The 17,250-nt window shown below is 43.0% G+C and carries 20 protein-coding genes and 1 tRNA gene; 14 read left to right on the top strand and 7 right to left on the bottom strand.

Annotated elements, in window-relative coordinates; translation table 11 throughout:
• Positions 1-79 precede the first annotated feature (79 nt).
• The 4 genes from ABD960_RS16430 (at position 80) to ABD960_RS16415 (ending at position 4,895) form a co-directional block, all read left to right on the top strand.
• Positions 80-418 (top strand): hypothetical protein, encoded by a 339-nt coding sequence (locus tag ABD960_RS16430; RefSeq protein WP_345332563.1) that lies wholly within the window; start codon positions 80-82, stop codon positions 416-418.
• A gap of 59 nt (positions 419-477) precedes the next feature.
• Entirely contained in the window at positions 478-897 is a 420-nt protein-coding gene (locus ABD960_RS16425; protein WP_345332560.1) for a hypothetical protein, read from the top strand.
• Positions 898-1,197: 300 nt separating this feature from the next.
• Positions 1,198-4,245 carry a sensor histidine kinase gene (locus tag ABD960_RS16420; protein WP_345332558.1) on the top strand — a complete coding sequence of 1,016 codons (3,048 nt, stop codon included), beginning with the start codon at positions 1,198-1,200 and terminating at the stop codon, positions 4,243-4,245.
• Between the two features lie 8 nt (positions 4,246-4,253).
• Positions 4,254-4,895, top strand: coding sequence for a response regulator (locus tag ABD960_RS16415; protein ID WP_345332555.1), 642 nt, complete (start codon positions 4,254-4,256; stop codon positions 4,893-4,895).
• Between the two features lie 99 nt (positions 4,896-4,994).
• On the opposite strand, the gene ABD960_RS16410 is transcribed toward ABD960_RS16415, so the two are convergent.
• A complete protein-coding gene (locus ABD960_RS16410; protein ID WP_345332552.1) occupies positions 4,995-5,444 on the bottom strand; it encodes a cupin domain-containing protein in 450 nt (149 codons plus the stop codon).
• Between the two features lie 147 nt (positions 5,445-5,591).
• Between ABD960_RS16410 and ABD960_RS16405 the strand changes: the two genes are divergently transcribed.
• Positions 5,592-6,182 (top strand): c-type cytochrome, encoded by a 591-nt coding sequence (locus tag ABD960_RS16405; protein WP_345332550.1) that lies wholly within the window; start codon positions 5,592-5,594, stop codon positions 6,180-6,182.
• An 81-nt stretch (positions 6,183-6,263) separates the two neighbouring features.
• Here ABD960_RS16405 and ABD960_RS16400 read toward each other — a convergent pair whose 3' ends face one another.
• On the bottom strand, positions 6,264-6,521 hold the full coding sequence (locus ABD960_RS16400; protein WP_345332548.1) for a hypothetical protein: 258 nt from the start codon (positions 6,519-6,521) through the stop codon (positions 6,264-6,266).
• Between the two features lie 217 nt (positions 6,522-6,738).
• Here ABD960_RS16400 and ABD960_RS16395 point away from each other — a divergent pair, with 217 nt between their 5' ends.
• Entirely contained in the window at positions 6,739-7,605 is an 867-nt protein-coding gene (locus ABD960_RS16395) for a glycoside hydrolase family 16 protein (RefSeq protein WP_345332546.1), read from the top strand.
• A gap of 125 nt (positions 7,606-7,730) precedes the next feature.
• A complete protein-coding gene (locus tag ABD960_RS16390; protein WP_345332544.1) occupies positions 7,731-8,375 on the top strand; it encodes an isochorismatase family protein in 645 nt (214 codons plus the stop codon).
• Positions 8,376-8,546: 171 nt separating this feature from the next.
• On the opposite strand, the gene ABD960_RS16385 is transcribed toward ABD960_RS16390, so the two are convergent.
• Complete coding sequence (locus tag ABD960_RS16385; protein ID WP_345332542.1) at positions 8,547-8,978, bottom strand: helix-turn-helix transcriptional regulator; 432 nt, start codon at positions 8,976-8,978, stop codon at positions 8,547-8,549.
• Positions 8,979-9,171: 193 nt separating this feature from the next.
• Here ABD960_RS16385 and ABD960_RS16380 point away from each other — a divergent pair, with 193 nt between their 5' ends.
• Positions 9,172-10,623 (top strand): HEPN domain-containing protein, encoded by a 1,452-nt coding sequence (locus ABD960_RS16380; protein ID WP_345332539.1) that lies wholly within the window; start codon positions 9,172-9,174, stop codon positions 10,621-10,623.
• A 690-nt stretch (positions 10,624-11,313) separates the two neighbouring features.
• Here ABD960_RS16380 and ABD960_RS16375 read toward each other — a convergent pair.
• Positions 11,314-11,586: a helix-turn-helix domain-containing protein gene (locus ABD960_RS16375; RefSeq protein ID WP_345332536.1), complete on the bottom strand. Its 273-nt coding sequence runs from the start codon at positions 11,584-11,586 to the stop codon at positions 11,314-11,316.
• 644 nt (positions 11,587-12,230) lie between these two features.
• On the opposite strand from ABD960_RS16375, the gene ABD960_RS21020 reads away from it, so the two are divergent.
• The 5 genes from ABD960_RS21020 to ABD960_RS16355 are packed head-to-tail and all read left to right on the top strand — an operon-like array spanning position 12,231 to position 14,605.
• Positions 12,231-12,677, top strand: a complete 447-nt coding sequence (locus ABD960_RS21020; protein ID WP_425563474.1) for an Arm DNA-binding domain-containing protein — start codon at positions 12,231-12,233, stop codon at positions 12,675-12,677.
• Positions 12,599-13,399 (top strand): site-specific integrase, encoded by an 801-nt coding sequence (locus ABD960_RS16370; RefSeq protein WP_425563473.1) that lies wholly within the window; start codon positions 12,599-12,601, stop codon positions 13,397-13,399. The genes ABD960_RS21020 and ABD960_RS16370 overlap by 79 nt, the downstream gene beginning before the upstream one ends.
• Positions 13,400-13,444: 45 nt before the next feature.
• A complete protein-coding gene (locus ABD960_RS16365; protein ID WP_345332530.1) occupies positions 13,445-13,942 on the top strand; it encodes a helix-turn-helix transcriptional regulator in 498 nt (165 codons plus the stop codon).
• 1 nt (position 13,943) lies between these two features.
• Positions 13,944-14,324: a nucleotidyl transferase AbiEii/AbiGii toxin family protein gene (locus ABD960_RS16360; RefSeq protein ID WP_345332527.1), complete on the top strand. Its 381-nt coding sequence runs from the start codon at positions 13,944-13,946 to the stop codon at positions 14,322-14,324.
• A complete protein-coding gene (locus ABD960_RS16355; protein ID WP_345332524.1) occupies positions 14,303-14,605 on the top strand; it encodes a nucleotidyl transferase AbiEii/AbiGii toxin family protein in 303 nt (100 codons plus the stop codon). Before ABD960_RS16360 ends, ABD960_RS16355 begins: the two co-directional genes overlap by 22 nt.
• A 172-nt stretch (positions 14,606-14,777) precedes the next feature.
• On the opposite strand, the gene ABD960_RS16350 is transcribed toward ABD960_RS16355, so the two are convergent.
• The 3 genes from ABD960_RS16350 to ABD960_RS16340 all read right to left on the bottom strand — a co-directional run bounded on the left by ABD960_RS16350 (position 14,778) and on the right by ABD960_RS16340 (position 16,381).
• Positions 14,778-15,764: a site-specific integrase gene (locus tag ABD960_RS16350; RefSeq protein ID WP_345332521.1), complete on the bottom strand. Its 987-nt coding sequence runs from the start codon at positions 15,762-15,764 to the stop codon at positions 14,778-14,780.
• A complete protein-coding gene (locus ABD960_RS16345; protein ID WP_345332518.1) occupies positions 15,740-16,015 on the bottom strand; it encodes a hypothetical protein in 276 nt (91 codons plus the stop codon). The genes ABD960_RS16350 and ABD960_RS16345 overlap by 25 nt, the downstream gene beginning before the upstream one ends.
• A gap of 291 nt (positions 16,016-16,306) precedes the next feature.
• Positions 16,307-16,381 (bottom strand) — tRNA-Val (locus ABD960_RS16340).
• 634 nt (positions 16,382-17,015) lie between these two features.
• Here ABD960_RS16340 and ABD960_RS16335 point away from each other — a divergent pair.
• Positions 17,016-17,249 carry a hypothetical protein gene (locus tag ABD960_RS16335; protein ID WP_232177416.1) on the top strand — a complete coding sequence of 78 codons (234 nt, stop codon included), beginning with the start codon at positions 17,016-17,018 and terminating at the stop codon, positions 17,247-17,249.
• Position 17,250 lies beyond the last annotated feature (1 nt).

Genomic DNA, 17,250 nt, shown 5'->3' with positions numbered 1-17,250 from the left:
AAAAACGGAGGTTCTGTGTTGGATAATCCGCGTCACCCAAAGGTCAAGTGAATTTAACGGATGATCCCTGACAAATACTGTGAGTAAAAGGAAAAAGGCAGCAATCAACGTGAGTGAAAGTAAAAAGGTAAGCGTGGTTGGAGAGGGAATGCGCATAAGTCGTTTTCTTTTAAGCCCGTTATACAAAAAGGCAACCGGCTGTGAATACAGGCAAACTTACCGGCTCACTTTATGCTCTACTATTACCTCTTTTGTTGTTACACTCACCAACAGCGGGCATCATGCTGGTATAATTTGGCTTTTTATAGGTTTCAGTGCAGCGCCCTGCATCACCTTAAACGGTAGTAATACGCACAGTTTTGGTTATGTTTTCTCAACAAATGGCAGGGTATTTTTGCCACGCAAACCGGGCAATTAATTAACTAATAACATTGAAGCAGGTATCATCATTAAATCCGGTACGCAATTATTAACAATATGAAATTAAAAGTATTTAAGGCCTCAATACTTGTAGGGCTGTTGACCTTTCAGTGGGCCCATGCCCAATCCGTAAAAGACACGACCAGTCACATTGTAAGCCCGGTTTACGATGGCCTGGCCATTATCGAAAAAATCCATCCTGTAGTGATTCATAACCATGAATCTTCGTCAGGAAATTACACTAAACGCTGCTTTAACAGGTTGAGCTTTTTAAATGACGAGATCAAGCGTGTATGTCCGTCACTTATGATAACAGAAACTAAAATGGTGCCTTCAGGTAAAAATAACTTTCGAAGTGTGACAATAGAACGGGTAGATACAGAGCAACTGTTACCCATACTTGTAAATGCAGTACAAGAACTTCAAAGAATAATTAAAACAAACAAACAGTACAGCACTTCCGAATCGCCTCGTTGATATAAATAATTTCACCTTTCAGGCAACTTTAAAAAAGAAGGGGACGTAATCGATTATATAAATCCAGGTGGGAATTCATATCCCCAAATTTGGGGAGATGAATTGGCAGTTAATGGGGGGCTAGGCAAAGGATAATTAAGTATTTTCGCGAATGGTTTTGTAATCAGTGAGTTGCATCTTCTATCAAAGCACTAAGGCACGCTGATAAGCTTACCTCCAAACCAGGGGTGTTATAAAGAAATGAATTGCAGAGCTGCCATAACAATAACCTTGTATTCGATAGTCTTCCTACTCCGGGGGATGGCTTTCGGTATAACGCCGGATATTTTCTTTAAAAAAATCGGTGTAGAACAGGGGCTTTCCCACCGTAAAGTAAATTGCATTATTCAGGACCGCAGAGGATTTCTCTGGTTTGGGACAGATGACGGCCTGAACCGCTTTGATGGCAAGTATTTTGTCAGCTTTCGTTATCAGCATCATAACAAAGGTTGTATTTCCGGAAACATCATCAGTGACATCTACGAGGACAAAGACGGGCTGCTCTGGATTGCTACGCAGGATGGTGGAATGTCCCGATACGATTACCGGCTACCCGCAGCCCGGCAGTTCAAGCAATTTCGACATAATCCGCACAACCCTGACGGTATACCTGAAAATACGATCAATAAAATTGCTGAGGATGCCTCCGGTAATCTTTGGCTTGGTACGAGCAGCCACTTCACAGTCAGGTTTAATAAGAAAACCGAGCGCTTTGATATACCGGTGAAAAAAGGAACCCGCTGCGTATATGCGTTAGCGATGACTGACCATGACACCTTGCTTATCGGTCGTGCAGGCGGTGGGTTGATGAAGATAAATACCCGTACCTTGGAAGTCAATACCAATCCCAAGTACGATGACCTTTATGCAAAACTTCCACATGTTACAATCACTACCATCTTTAAGGATCAAGGCAACAACATATGGCTTGGCTCATGGGACAAGGCAGTATATCGCTTGGATGCTGCAACTGGCGAAGAACAAGTTATCGGCCGGCAACTTCATCAGAAAAGTATACCGCCCGATGACTACGTGTCTTTCGCAAACAGTGGTGATAGCGGTATCTGGATGGCCGGAAAGAATACCGGCCTGGTACGCTATGAACCACGCACACAAAACATAACACGCTACCGGCACGAAGATGCAGAAGAAGGAAGCATTGCTGACGATCATGTTAACGTAGTATACCGGGACTTCAAAGGTGTGCTTTGGGTGGGTACCAATAATGGTATCAGTATGTATAATCCGCTATTTAAACCTTTTGTACAATATCAGTTACCTGATGCGGCCACAGATGTAATTACATATGATTTCTATCAGTTAGACAATGGCCGGCTATTAATTGGAACCAGCAATGGCTTGTATTATAAACATGAAAAAACCGGGAAGCTGACCCACTTACCGTTGAAATACAGGGGACAGCGCTTAGCTGTTACGAAGTTTTATATGGACGTTGATCAGCGTTTTTACATCGGCACCGACTATACACTTTTTCGATTTGATCCGTATGAACTAAAACTCTGGCCACTGCCTCACACCGACGAAGATCCGGTAATGAAAAAACTTATCAGTTCAAGGATTGTGTCCATCGTACGTGATACCCTGGAACATCATCCTGTCCTGTGGGTATCTCCTTACGGACATTTTCTTGCCTATTACGATCTGCATGATCAAAGATGGGTTTCCAGGGCAGATTCTGGCAGGACCATACTCAAACGATACAATATCGCAGATAATCTGATCCGTAAAATTATAAAAGACAGGAAGGGCAACCTGCTTCTTGCGACTTTCAAAACAGGTATGGGCTTGTTTGAAGGCGGGAAAAAACCCATTCGTTATTTTATGAATGATACGGAGAACAGATATACGTTAAGCAGCAATGATGTATTTGACATTCAGGAAGACTACAGTGGTAACTTATGGGTGAGCACCTTCGGTGGAGGGGTGAATTTTTACAGCTACAGAAGACATAAATTTTATCATTTGTCAGAATCAAGTAACCTTACCGAAGGAATGCAACTGGATCAGCAGGATAACCTGTGGATGCTCTGTAACGGTCACATACATAAGTATGACCCGTTGACTCGGGTTTATAGTTGTTATGATCTTCCTCGCCTGCAACATACAGGGGGGGTTACAGGCTATATTTTCAGAGACAGGCAAGGGACATTCTATGCGGCAGGTGTAAATTATTATATCACCTTCAGGCCAGAGGCAGTGGCAAAAATACGGCCGGACCCCATGATCTATTTCACGGACTTCCGGGTGCATAATAAGTCTTTTAACCAGTTCCTTTATCAGAAAAAGGTGGAACTTAATTATACAGAGAACCAGATCAGCATTGAGTATGCAGCGCCTGAATATAGCGGTGATAATCTTCAATACGCCTATATGCTTGAAGGATTTGACAAGGATTGGGTTATAGCCGGAAAAAAGAATATTGCTGAATATGCTAATTTAAAGGGGGGGAATTATAAATTCAAGGTACGGGCAACCAACTGGAAGGGATCTTTTACTGAAAAGCAAAGCGAGATATTTATCATTATTACACCGCCTTACTGGCAGCGATCTTGGTTTTTCATACTGATGATCTTCCTTGTCGGCGGACTGATCTACCTTATTTATCGTTATCGAATAAATGTGCTCCTTGAGCAGCAGGCAATAAGAAATGGTATTGCCCAGGACCTTCATGATCAGGTTGGTGCAACTTTAAGTAGTATTTCACTTTACAGTGAGGTAGCCCGTAAACACCAGGAACACGGTAACCAAACACAGTTAAACCAGGTGCTCAATATCATCAGCAATACGGCAAATGAAATGGTTTCGGAAATGGGCGATATTGTTTGGGCCATCAATCCCGGAAACGATCATATTGAAAGTGTATTTAACCGGATACGGCAGTACGCTGAACCACTATGTGCTGTAAAAAAAATAGACTTCAAATTAAGGTATGATCCGGGTATTGTTTCCGGCACCGTGGATATGCGGGTGCGCAAAAATTTGTATCTCATCATTAAGGAAGGTATCAACAACGCTATAAAACACTCACAATGCCGGCACCTGATGGTTAGTCTGTTACGCAACGGTGAGATAGTTGAATTGATGATATGCGATGATGGCATTGGCTTCAATTTGGAACAGGCGCTTATTCAAAATTCGGGGATGAACGGTAATGGAGTTAAAAATATATGGAGCCGTGCCGAAGATATGAAAGCGGATATTAAAATTGATTCCGGGCGCAGTGCCGGAACGAGCATCTGCATTTGTTTCAATACCATACGTTGTAAATCCTTTAAAGCAATAAAATAATAAAGCCCATGAGTATCAAGGTCGCTATTTTTGATGATAATAAGAATATACGCAACAGTATTGTTCTTTTACTGAACACTGATCCGGAATTTGAACTGGTAGGTACATTTACAGATGCCAAGAACTGTGTAGAAAAAGTGTTGTCATGCCGTCCGGATGTAGTTCTTATGGATATTGAAATGCCAGGCGTCAACGGTATAGAAGCAGTAAAAATGCTGCGGCAGGAAGTGCCGAACATTTCGGTGATCATTCAAACTGTTTTTGAGGACGAGGACAGGATATTTGATTCATTGAAAGCGGGTGCATCAGGGTACATCCTCAAAACCTGTTTAAAAGATCTTGGCAATGCTATCCGGGAAACAGTAGCAGGTGGATCCCCCATGACACCGTGGGTAGCCCGCAAGGTGCTTAATATGATTTATAATTCAAAGGAATCTAAGCGGGCACCTAACATGGAATACAACCTTACTGTGAAAGAAAAAGAGGTGCTTACACATATTGTAAATGGTTTAAGTTATAAGATGATTGGCGGGGAAATGAACATCAGCTATGAAACAGTACGCAGCCACGTCAAAAAAATATATGAAAAATTACACGTTGCCTCTCTTACTGAGGCAGTGGCGAAGGCCATCAATCAACAGATCGTTTAATCTAGTACCTGTTAGCCAGACAACAGGCCACACCATTGTTGATGCAGCGGTGTGACCCGTTATTACTCCGATGAAGCTCATTTAACACCTATTAAAGAACTACAACGGTGATCCCGGAGGACCAATGGTCTCGTCGCCTAAAGCAGTTGAAAGGCTATTGAATATTTCCATATTAGCCGCTTTGACCGGTGCTCCGTCTTGTATAGTACCTGCAAAGCCGGCTGCCCGAATTACTTCGGCAAATCCTGCCGGTGCGAACACGGTGATAATATGAGCAGGTTCATCACCCGTAGCTATCAGCGCGTGGGGCATTCCTTTAGGTATGGTATAACCTTCGCCCGCTTGCAGTAGTATTGTACCTGTAGGGGTCTGAATACTTAACTCGCCTTTTATAACATACTCTGTTTCGATATATTGGTGATGGATGTGCGGAGGTGTTTTTATACCAGGTGGCACATAGCCAGCAACCAGGTCATACGTACCGTTTGTATCGGTACCGCTGGCAATAATTTTGCGATGAATGCCTAACAGCCAAAAGTTTTGATCCATGAGTTTTTGCTTTCAAATATCGGCGGGCTTTTAATATGCAGATATCCCCTAATGTGGTGATTGTTAGTAAAAAGCGGGGATTGCCCGGCCGGAGAAAGCCTGCTTATTTTGCACCCGTTCCGGTCAAGTTCGGAGTAATAAAAATATATGAAAACAACGATTTATCTGTTCGTGCCCGCATTAGTGCTGGTTGTAGCCATGCTGTACGCCTGTGGCGAACCCGCAAAGGGCAATAATGAACAAACGGCTGTGAGTGCTTACCCTGACAGCATTGTAAAAAAAGGCGAATATCTGGTCACGATAATGGGCTGCAATGATTGTCATTCGCCGAAGCAAATGGGGCCTAAAGGTCCGGAATTGGTGCCTGGCCGCATGCTGTCGGGGTACCGGGAAAGCCAGCCCTTACCTGATTTCCCGGCTGATGCATTAAAAAAAGGCTTTGTTGTAGTTGGAGGCGACATGACGATAGCGGCAGGGCCCTGGGGAATATCATTTGCAGCCAACCTTACACCCGACGAAACCGGCATAGGTAACTGGACCGAGGCTCAATTTAAAAATGCCCTTACGCATGGCAAATATAAAGGCCTTGACGGTGGCCGTCCACTTATGCCGCCAATGCCCTGGCAAAACTATACCCGCATGCGAAATGATGATGTAAAAGCGGTGTTTGCCTATCTTAAATCTATACCGGCGGTAAAAAATTTAGTACCTGCTTATCGCCCTGCAAAACGGTCCTGAATTAATAGCCGCATTACTCTTATCAAAGCATAAAAGCCGCGGTATTAACCGCGGCTTTTATCGTAATAAATGTTCTAAATGCTAAAGTTCTACCCAGTAATTTCGGGTAGTTATTTCACCCCTGCTGTGTGCTGCAACCAGAAAATCGGCGGTTTGACCTTTTTCGGGCCTTTCGTTGTCGGATATCTTAATGTTTATTTTGTGTGGCTTTTCATCTGAAGTAAAATCCTGTAGGATTTCCTCTATCTTGTTACATATGGCTCCAATATCAGTAGCCTGCGGCTGACCTTGTGCTCCAGTTTGCGCATCTATAGTCATCTGTAATGTTAGTCCTTTCATATTTTTTTTTAGTACAAAGAACCGTCAAATATACAGGCTTTTAAATCCCCGAAAGCGGTCGGTTACATCCCCGTTTAATGTATGCGCTAACTTGGTACACTTAAACATTTTAGGGGAATTAATTACCAGATAATGGTGATGTGGGCGGCCAGAACTTACTTGTTCATTTGTACATGCTAACAACCTGCAGGTGTAAGGCGTAATTAAATCTTATAATATGCAAACTATCAATTATCAAAAACTTAAACTCATGGCTGTAGTAGCCATGGCTGTCGCCACGCTATCTTCTTGCCGTAAGGACGTTGCCAATCATCAGGTGACAGATGAAGCCGGCTCAAGGGAACGCCAAACGAAAACTGCAGCCAACGGTGGCTACGAAATAATTTGGGCAGACGATTTCGAAAACGGGCTCGATTCTACGAAATGGACGATAAGCACGGGAAGTCCGGCCATTCGTCACGAATTGCAGGCATATGCAAAATCCAACGTTAGGGTTAGCAATGGGTTTCTTGTGCTTACAGCAGAAAAGAAGGCCACAGATGGGCAACAATACATGTCAGGAAAAATCAGCACATCAAACAAGTTCACTACACGTTATGGACGTATTGAAGCGCGGCTTAAAGTACCTAACGCGCTGGGCCTGGCGGCTGAATTCAGCATGTTTGGACAAACACCTGACGGTACGGGTATACCCGAAAGCGGTGAAATTGACATCATGCAGCACATTAACCGTGAAAGGCAGGTTTTAGGTGGTATACAATGGGCAAATGAGGGGCACGCTATTTATCGAGGAAACTCCCCGGACGGTTATTATTTCGATTATCATATTTACGCCGTGGAGTGGGATCCGCAGGAGATACGTTGGTATATAGATGGAAAGCAATACTTTAAGGCAAACATTGCCGATGGTATAAATGGAACCGACGAATTCCACAAGCCGTTTTTCATCAACTTTAATCTCGCGGTTGGTGGAGATCTGGCGGGTATGACCATCGATCGTAACCTTCCTACCAGCATGGTGATTGATTATGTGAAGGTGTTTCGTTTGATAGCACCTGATTCAAGAAACCATATAACCGCATAATATGTATGCTGCTTAAATGTGCTGTTTGGTATTAAGGATAAGCTGCTCACCTATTGTGTGAGCAGCTTGTTTATAAATCAGCTGTGAGCGGTCAGTTACAAGTATTTAATAGACGTACTAACATCATGAACAAGCTACAAACACAATCTTACAATTTCACAAATCTTGCAGATCCTACAGACGCTGCCTTCCTCTTCATTGATCATCAAAGTGGATTTTTACAGACGATTACGCACGTTTCATTAGCGGAACTCCGGAATAATGTACGCACCCTTGCTAAGCTTGCTAATACAGTGAAGGCTCCGGTGATCTTAACGGGGATTGACCCTTCAGGGGCTAGCGGGCCGATAATTCCTGAAATTATGATTGAAGCGCCGGATGCTATTTTGGTTGAACGGGCATTCGAAATCAATGCCTGGAACAACCAGGATTTCATTAACGCAGTGAAGGCTACAGGAAGAAGAACCTTGGTAATTAGCGGTATTTGGACGAGTGTTTGTGCTACTTTCCCGGCGTTATCTGCATTAGATGATGGATACACTGTATATGCGGTGGCCGATGCTTGCGGGGATATAAGCCTCCAGGCGCATGAAACAGCTGTTAAGCGCTGGCAGCAGGCGGGTATCATACCTGTAAGCGTGAATAGCATTGCGGCGGAAATGCAACAAACCTGGAACAGAGATGACGCAAATACATTCAGAAATATGTATGCCGCCATTGCACCACATTACCGTGCGCTTATTGAATCGCTCGAAGGCTTTAATACTTGATAGCCTATCAATGAGTAAACTAAAATTCTAAAGATGATTCCAATGCCCCAACTGCATTTAACTGTTTGGGGCATTGGTTATTTTGCAAAGATTTTTCTTGACATTATAATTCACTTGGAAAAGTGATCAGTTTTTAGACTTTATTAGAAATTTATCTATTTACGTTGCAAATCAAGCGCCCTTACCCTTGTAAATCTCCAGCTTTTCACGTTCGCTTTCAAGCAAACGCTCTAATAGAACGATTTTTTCATCGTATAGTTCAACGATTTTTTCAATAGGATTGAAACTACAATGGTAATTCATAACTGCAACCGACGTAGCACCACTGTTTGAGCCGTCATAATTATTTTGAATATTGTAAACTGCCTTTTCTTCGTCGAAGTTTTTAATCGCTTCAACAGGCACTTTCAAAATGGCCGCTACTTGTGCAAGTATATCTTCCTCGATAGTTTCTTTTGCTTCCAGCAGGGAAACCCTTTTTTGGCTCCAGTCTTCGCCCAACTCGAAAGCAAGCGCTTCCTGCTTCAGCCCCAGCATTTCGCGAAAGCGTTTAACGTTGCGGCCATGGTGGATTTGGTTGGGTTTTTCTGCTGTTGTGCTCATCGGGTATAAACGTAAGGCTTAAACAAATATAGTAAAAAATGCCCTTTTTGCCTATTGCGGCTTAAAGGACTATCGCAAAACTAATTTATCCCAGTGCCATTCTTCGATAGAATATTCAGGAATAGTTTAGAAAACACCTGCTTTTGAAATTTGATAGGCTTGCCAATACAGACAGGCATTAAACTCAAATTCTATGCAAGCAGATAAGCAGAATGATTGGGGCAGCCCCATAAAATACCTTACCCTGAAAGAGATCGGCGACCCGGTGGCAGCCATGGACGCATTCTTCGACGATGACTGGCTGCCCGACCAAATGGCTCGTTTAAAGTCATGGCGGGAGGCAATATTCAGTAAGACCTATTATACCGACAGAAACGGCAATCCCGGCAGCCTGTTAAGTTTCCACGAATCGAACATCAGTCTGGTTGAAGCCGCGTGGGTGCTTTGGAAACGCGGCCAGACTATCGGAGTGATAAACGCAGAGCTTATTCCCAGCGAACGTGATACATGGCGGGATTACCCGCAAAACCTGAGCGAAGCGGAACTGTGTGACCCGTTTTCGGTTATCGGCAAAATCTTTAACAAATACAGCCTGCCGGACTACCGGGTTCAGCTATATGAATGGCTGGAACATGGCCTGTCCCGTATCAGCGGCGAAGGCTGGGTCGTTACAGGTGATTTCATTGCCGTTTACGAGAACCTGCAGAAACTGTATTCGGCTTCATGGCTGATCTACCAGCGTAGCAAAGCGGTACCGCACTTAAAGAATAGCGGCGGCTTTGAGGTAACTGCCGAACAAGTTACCGAAATAACAAGCAATCAAGCGAACGGCGTAACCCTATACCAGTTGAATACTGTAATCCCATTGGTCTATAACGATATACTCAAAGAAGTAGTTAATATAATACTGAATAAGGTGCCGACCGTGCAAGCCATCATCTATCTTGGCGTGAGACCGGATTTCGCTGATAAGATATTTCTGTTGGTGTTGACATCAGACGATGAGCAGCGGCAGGCACAGCATCTTAATGGCAACATCGAACAGAGTTGTGAAGCAATCGCGAAGGTGACTGTGTTGGTACATTACGCCAGCGCTTTTAATACTGCTGTTGCCAAAGGCAACCCTTTTTTCTGCCGGTCATTATCATCCCCTATAATCTATTTATCGGGTGGTCTGCTGTTGCCGGTGCCTCCCGTTGCGAAAGCTTCTCCGGATGCCTTAAAGCAGGCCGACTACTGGCACCGCTGGTACCAGCAGGGCAAACAGTTCTATGATACCGCCGATTGGTGCATCCGGCAAAAATCGGCTAATGCAGCGCTGTTCCTCTTGCACCAATCAACTGAATGTTTATTGGTCGCTATCGTCCGTGTGGCACTTGGTTACGAGATCAATAGTCATAATCTTTCGCGACTGCTCGCCATCACGGAAATGTTCACTATGGATTTTACTGGCGTATTCAATCTTGAAGATGCGAACGACAAGGAGCTGTATCAGGTCTTAAAGAATGCTTATATCGATGTGCGGTACAGTGACAACTATGCCGCCAATAATGCAACGACAGCAGCGGTAAAAACTAAAGTACAGCAGCTTATTGAAACGACTCAGCGCATTTACAATAAATTCCTGTTGACAACCGATCTGTAGCTGAACTGTAATTAGTTTGCGGTTGCGGCAAGCTACGGCTCTCCAGCGCATACGTGCAGGGCAATTGTAGCCAGCCTCACCGCTTTTGCAGTAATACCGTTCGTACCTCTCCGTATAACTGCTTCGTCAGTTACATGGTTACTCTGTTCTGTGATAACAAGATACTGACTTGCGGTATATTTCAATTGTAGGCACAGGGAGCCACAAAAACGTAGCGTAACGATCAGTGAAGAACATAACGTTCTGCAGAATCGCTTTGGTGACAAATCCTATGACTGGTCATTATATTTTACAACCTGTGAGAGTGCCATTGAGAAGCATGCAATTAAATCTGTTAAGAGAAGGAACTTACTTTTTTTGCAATTCGCGATTTGCGAATTGGTCTATATTACTATCTCCCGGTATGATTAAAGGCATGCCGGCTGCGCACAGCGCACCGGTGTTAAGTGCAAAAACGTGATTGTGGTTGCCAAGGAATCTGAAGGTCTTTGCATTCCATCGCTTTTACAAAATTAGCAACGCAGGAAACTCGTAAAGGGTATATGAATGGCACAGATCGTACTGTTACCTTCCGCTGCGCCACCCTTGACAAGTTCCCTGCTTACGCTTCCGGTTGTTTAAGCGTTGTAATGCCTCGTTGTATGGACTGCCTTGGATGAAAATGCGGGCTTACCCGGGCCGGTTTCATGATTACTGTTTCCCCTTTTGCCTTCCCTCCAGTAGCTTTAATATGTCTTCCTGTTTATAGTAAAGGATGCCGCCGATCTTAGTGTAGGAAAGGGTGCCGTTCACACGCAGGGTTTGCAGGGTACCAGGCGATATCCTGAGCATGTTCTTTACCTGGTAGCTTTTGAGCCATTTCTTGGGTTCTGGGGTATTGCCGCCCAACACTTGTTCTATCTTCTGGAAGAGCCGCTGCTCGAACGCTTCCAGATCTTCTTTGGTGATGATTTCTGTTGCCATAGTTTTAATTTTTTTCAAAGCTAAAGCGTGTCAGAATTTATTATTCGGTAGTTCTTCGTACTACCGAACGATTTATTTTTTGACCTCAAAAGGGTATAAACGGGGTGTTTTGAATGTAATTCGAGCCTAAATAGGTGAGAATACCGAAAACGTTCAATTTTTTCGGTAGTTGTTCGGTAGTACGAAAAAGTTAAATCGATCATATACCGGGATAAATTAGAACGCTGCCGTTTTTTTATCCTGACTCCGGACGGTATGTTCGCCGAAAACAATTCATTGTGACCCCGAACGATCTGCTTACAAAACAGGATTTAGAGAAATTCAAAAAGGAACTGTTTGACCTGCTCACCCTTAACAGAATCAAGACAAGCCAGCACCCAAAAATAGCTGCGCAGCAAGGATGTCCGTGAGCTGTTAAATATCTCCAACGGTACGCTACACCATCTTCGGGTTACCGGCGCGTTGGCTGCCCGCAAAATGGGGAGTATTTATTTTTACAGCGCGGAAGACATTGACAAGGAACTGAACAAGGCTGAAAAAAAAAGCCCGAAGAGCTGATCGAGGTTAAAAGAGGTGTCCCTTTCAGTGTTCTTTTTTATCCAAAGTCAAGGCCGGGACAGGTAAAGCCGCAGCGTCCTATTTACATGCGTATTACAGTAGACGGCCTGCGTACAGAATGGTCGACCGGGCGACATTGTGATCCGGCAGAATGGGACAAGCATACCAAACGGGTACGTGGGACCAAAGAACAGGCCCGCTCCATCAACAGCTGGCTGGATGTATTATACTCCCGGGCGCACGCCTGCAGGCAGGAACTCTATCTTGCGGGAAAGCGTTTCACCCCACAGCACATCCGCAAAATGATGCAGGGGGAAGAGCTGGAACCACCGAAAATGCTGTCGGACGTCTGGAACTACCATACCAACCAGATCGCTGGCCTGCTGGGCAAAGGTTACACACCGGCAACACTACAAAAGTACAGGTCAGTGTTCCGAATCCTACGAAGTTCCTTTTGTCGCGGAACAAGCAGGACGATATCAAACTGGACGATATCGACTTCCAGCTGGTCAGGGATTTCGATTATTACCTGAAGACAGAACATAAGGTAAAAATCAACACCGCCGTGCAGATTGTAAAAAAGCTAAGAACGGTAATGAAGCTTGCCAACGAGATCAGCTGGGTCAAGCGCAATCCCTTTGCCGCCTACCGGGCAAAAAAGGAAGAAGTCCACCGGGAGTTTCTGACCACCGTGGAACTGAACGACCTGGCGGTAAAAAAACTGAAAAAGCGGCTGGTGTTAACGCGTGATCTTTTTCTTTTCAGCTGTTATACAGGCCTGTCGTACTCCGATATCGTCAGCTTGAAAGCGAAGGACATCCGCAAAGGAGAGGACGGCGGCATCTGGCTGGAAACGCACCGGATCAAGAACAACAACCGCGTGCGTGTGCCCCTGCTGTCGCCAGCGCTCCGTTTGATCGAGCATTATAAAAAATATCCGCGCATATTGGACGAAGATTTTCTGCTGCCGAAGATCAGTAATGCGAGGGCGAACTATTACTTAAAAGAAATCATGAAAGAGATGGGCTGGACGAAGTGGCTCACGTTCCATTGCGCAAGACATACCTTCGCGACAACGGTTACGCTGACCAACGGCGTTCCCATTGAAACCGTCGGACAAATGCTTGGCCATATAGAATATCCGGTCTACGCAGATCTATGCACGTGTGACCGATACCAAGGTCAGCCAGGATATGAAGCCCCTGAAAAAAAAATTTGCCCGGCAGGAGTTGACATTGACACAAAAGGAAGATAATTTAAATAAACTTTTTTAGATAAACAAAATTGTTTATTTTAGAGCATGCGAAATATTTTTGAAAGTTATTATGGGATACATCCGGGAAGAGTATTGGAAAGGGAGCTGAAGAAAAGGCACTTAAAAAAAGGCCCTTTTGCCATATCCATTGGTGAATATCCACAGGTGATCAACGAGGTGACAAAAGCCAGGCGCGGTTTATCGCCGCTGCTTTCGCTTAAGATAGATCAGGCGCTAGGATTGGAGAATGGCGCTTTTTATCTGTTACAAGCGCATTACGACATTGACCAGGCTCAGAAAAGATTAAATAAGCAGGATGCGCCCGCATTCCGCAAGGAATTGTTTTGGGATACTGACATGAAAAAGATCGACTGGTCGATACAATATAAAGCGGTTATACAACGGGTATTCGAGAGAGGGAATGAAGACGAAAAACAAGCCGCTTTAAATTATTATGGTAAAGATAAGATCCTGGAAGTGACTGGAAGAGACAATATAGAGGGCAATTCTTTAAAAATTATGGCTCACACACAACCTGATTGATATGCTTTACTGGAATACCGTGTCGCCGGCTTTAAAAAACAATCTCCTTACAATCATGCAAGGACAACCATTTAATGAGTTTCGATTGGTTGGTGGCACTGCCCTAAGTTTATATTGGGGACATCGGATGTCAATTGATATCGATTTATTTACCGATGCACCATACGGCAGCGTTGACTTTACTTCAATTGAAGCTTATCTGAAGCAGACTTTTCGCTTTGTTCAAGGCGATTTCGGTGCCAACCCGGCTATAGGCAAATCTTACCTGATTGGTGACAAAGAAAATGAGCTGATAAGCTGGATGTTTACTATTCGATGGATCCTTTTTTATGGCCATCCAATATGGTGGAAGCGGTACGAATGGCAACAGTGGAGGAAATAATTGCGATGAAAGTGGATGTTGTTCAACGAGGGGGAAGAAAGAAAGACTTTTGGGATTTACATCAGGCCATGCGGATTTATACGATTGACCAAATGATAAGCCTGCATCAGCAGCGCTATGAATGGACGCATAACAGCGAGTTGATAAAACGTAACTTTATTGACTTTTCATTGGCTGATAATGACTTTGACCCTATCGCTTTGACTAATAATGAGTGGATTTTTATCAAAGAGGATATAGTCGCTGCGATTGACCCTCCACGAAGAAGGCGTGGGCGCTAGCTTGTTAAGATTATGAAATACAAATTGGATGGTCCCGTTTAATATAGCAAGCATTATATGGAAAGCCTTATATCGCTGTAGTTAACTTAAAATCCATGAACCAGGCATCGTTATTTTAATTTTAAGCGAAGAACTAAAATAAGCAAGAAGCTTATTTTAGTTCCTAATGCATTTATTCAACTTGCTTCAGTTTGCCTCTAAGTCGCATCATATCCTCGCTTATTTTTTTATCCAGCACCCTTGCATAAATTTGCGTAGTGGCAAGCTTAGTATGGCCAAGCATCTTACTGACCGTTTCTATGGGTACACCATTAGAGAGCGTAATAGTCGTGGCGAAAGTATGACGCGCAACGTGAAAAGTAAGGTTTTTTTGAATTCCCGCATGGTCTGCTATTTCCTTTAAGTAGCTGTTCAGCTTTTGATTGGAAATAATGGGAAAGATGGTTCCGTTCGCTTCCGCGCGTATATTGTTTCTGTAACGCTCAATTATTTGCATAGCTTTTGGTAAGATAGGTGTGTTTACCGGAACCAAAGTCTTTTGGCGAAAGGTTTTGATCCATCGCTCTCCGTTTGACCCGACGACAATGTTTTCCGGTTTCAGATTCACCATATCCACATATGCGAGTCCGGTGTAGCATGAGAAGATGAAGATGTCTTTGACAATATTTAGGCGTTCTATGTCGAACTCTTTCGTTTCAATAGCATTCAGTTCCCATTCATTCAAAAACTCTTTGTCTACTTTTTTACGGCTCATTTTGAAGCCAACGAAAGGATTGGCAGGAAGCCAATTTAGATTCACTGCTAGATTAACCATCTTTTTAAGCCGGATCAGGTGTTTGAGAACACCGTTAGTATCCATTGGCTTCTGATGATCCTTCGGCTTATGGTTATATAAAAACAGTTCGAAGTCGGCGATGAATTTGTAATTTAAATCGCATAGATTGATGTTGTCGCTGTTAAACTTTTGATCGAAGAATTTGACAAGGTACCGCTGGGTTACGTAATAGTGCTTCATTGTGCCCTGACTGAGCAATGTATTCGCTTGCTCGTTATGATAGGTAATCAAATCTTTGAATGTTATCTTTTTTTCTTCTTTAACATTTCCCAAAAAAGCATCCCGTAATGTTTCTATGGTTATCCTGTGACCTTTAATCTCCAATTGCCGGTAATGTTCCCTGATAATAAGACGAACGTCATCCAGATATTCGTTGATCTTTCTGCCTTGCCTCGTGATTTTTTGCCGCACCCATTGGAAATATCCCAATGTAGAAGATCAACAACAACGCCTTTAAGCGCCAAATAGCATTTTGTGCCATTTACCGTTAGTCCTAAATAAACCGGTGCCTTGCCGTTTTTTTCCCTTTCTACACGCACTTTAAAGTGAATGCTCAATCTGTTTGTTGTTTTCATGCTTAATTTGTTTTGATACGTTTTCTATTCAGTCGGCATCAGGCATCGAAATGAGCCTTAAAATACCGTATCAAACAGACCCAAAAAGCACCAAAATTATTGATTTAAAAGATTGTAAATCAACATTTTACATACTAACTGAGTACCACAAATGTAAGCAACCTGACTTGGTACTCACTTTGGTGTCATAAACATTGAGAAACTTTAAATTGAATTGATATGGGTTTAAACAAAAAACCCTGCAAATCAGCTGATTTACAGGGTTTTGGTGGTTTCTGATGATCCACTTAGTGGGAGCAACAGGATTCGAACCTGTGACCCTCTGCTTGTAAGGCAGATGCTCTGAACCAGCTGAGCTATGCTCCCTTTTGTTTTGGTTCGCTTTAGTAGCGTTCCTTTGTTTTGGGACTGCAAACATAGGGCGTTTTTTTATTTTTTCAAAAATATTTTTTCAAAAAATATTTACTCGTTGATTGCCAGCATATTATTTTTTCGATCCCAATTTTCAATATTGATAAGTTATAGCATTTAGCGATTGAAATGGACGCAAATCATATTTACGCTTTAAAATGTTGAAAAGCTGATTTGTGTGGAAAACTATATTATTTTATCTTTTTTTAAGATTTTTGCAAAAAAAACTTAAAAAAATTGGTGATTATTACGAAAAGTTGATTTTAAAAGCCATAAAAAGGATATTTGAAAAATATTAATCAAAAAAGATGACTTTTTTGTGCTTTGTGTGTTAAATACATGTTAAAACTCAAATAAAAATTAGTTTTTTTCAATTCCTAAAATGTATATTTGATCCGTATAATTTATCGTCCTAACACAATACGTTCTTTATGGTAAATTTTATGAGGTCAGTTAATATATGAAAGAGAAAGTTGCTGCTTTCTCTTTTTTTATGCGAAAGCAATTTATGTGTTTGAACATTTATAATTTCCGATTTTGATTAAACATATCGGCTATTTCAGGCGTTAACAGTAAAAAACCAATAGTTATGACTGATATCACACCAGCCGAAAAAGACGGCAGATACCATTTTACCATTTCCTACTCCGAGCGTGAACTGTCATGCGAGGTGGAAAAAGAGCAGGATATATTGCGTGTTACCATCGATAAAACATTGCATTCTGATCTCAAGATCAATAAGGACGGCTCAGTAGAGCAGGTGCAGGGAGCGCCAATACCTGCTTCAACCATTGAATACATCAAAAAGAGGGTGCTGGGCTAGA

This window comes from Mucilaginibacter defluvii, assembly GCF_039543225.1.
GTDB classification, from domain to species: domain Bacteria; phylum Bacteroidota; class Bacteroidia; order Sphingobacteriales; family Sphingobacteriaceae; genus Mucilaginibacter; species Mucilaginibacter defluvii.
Note: the sequence above shows the minus strand (reverse complement) of the source record. Positions and strands in the feature narration are given on the sequence as shown.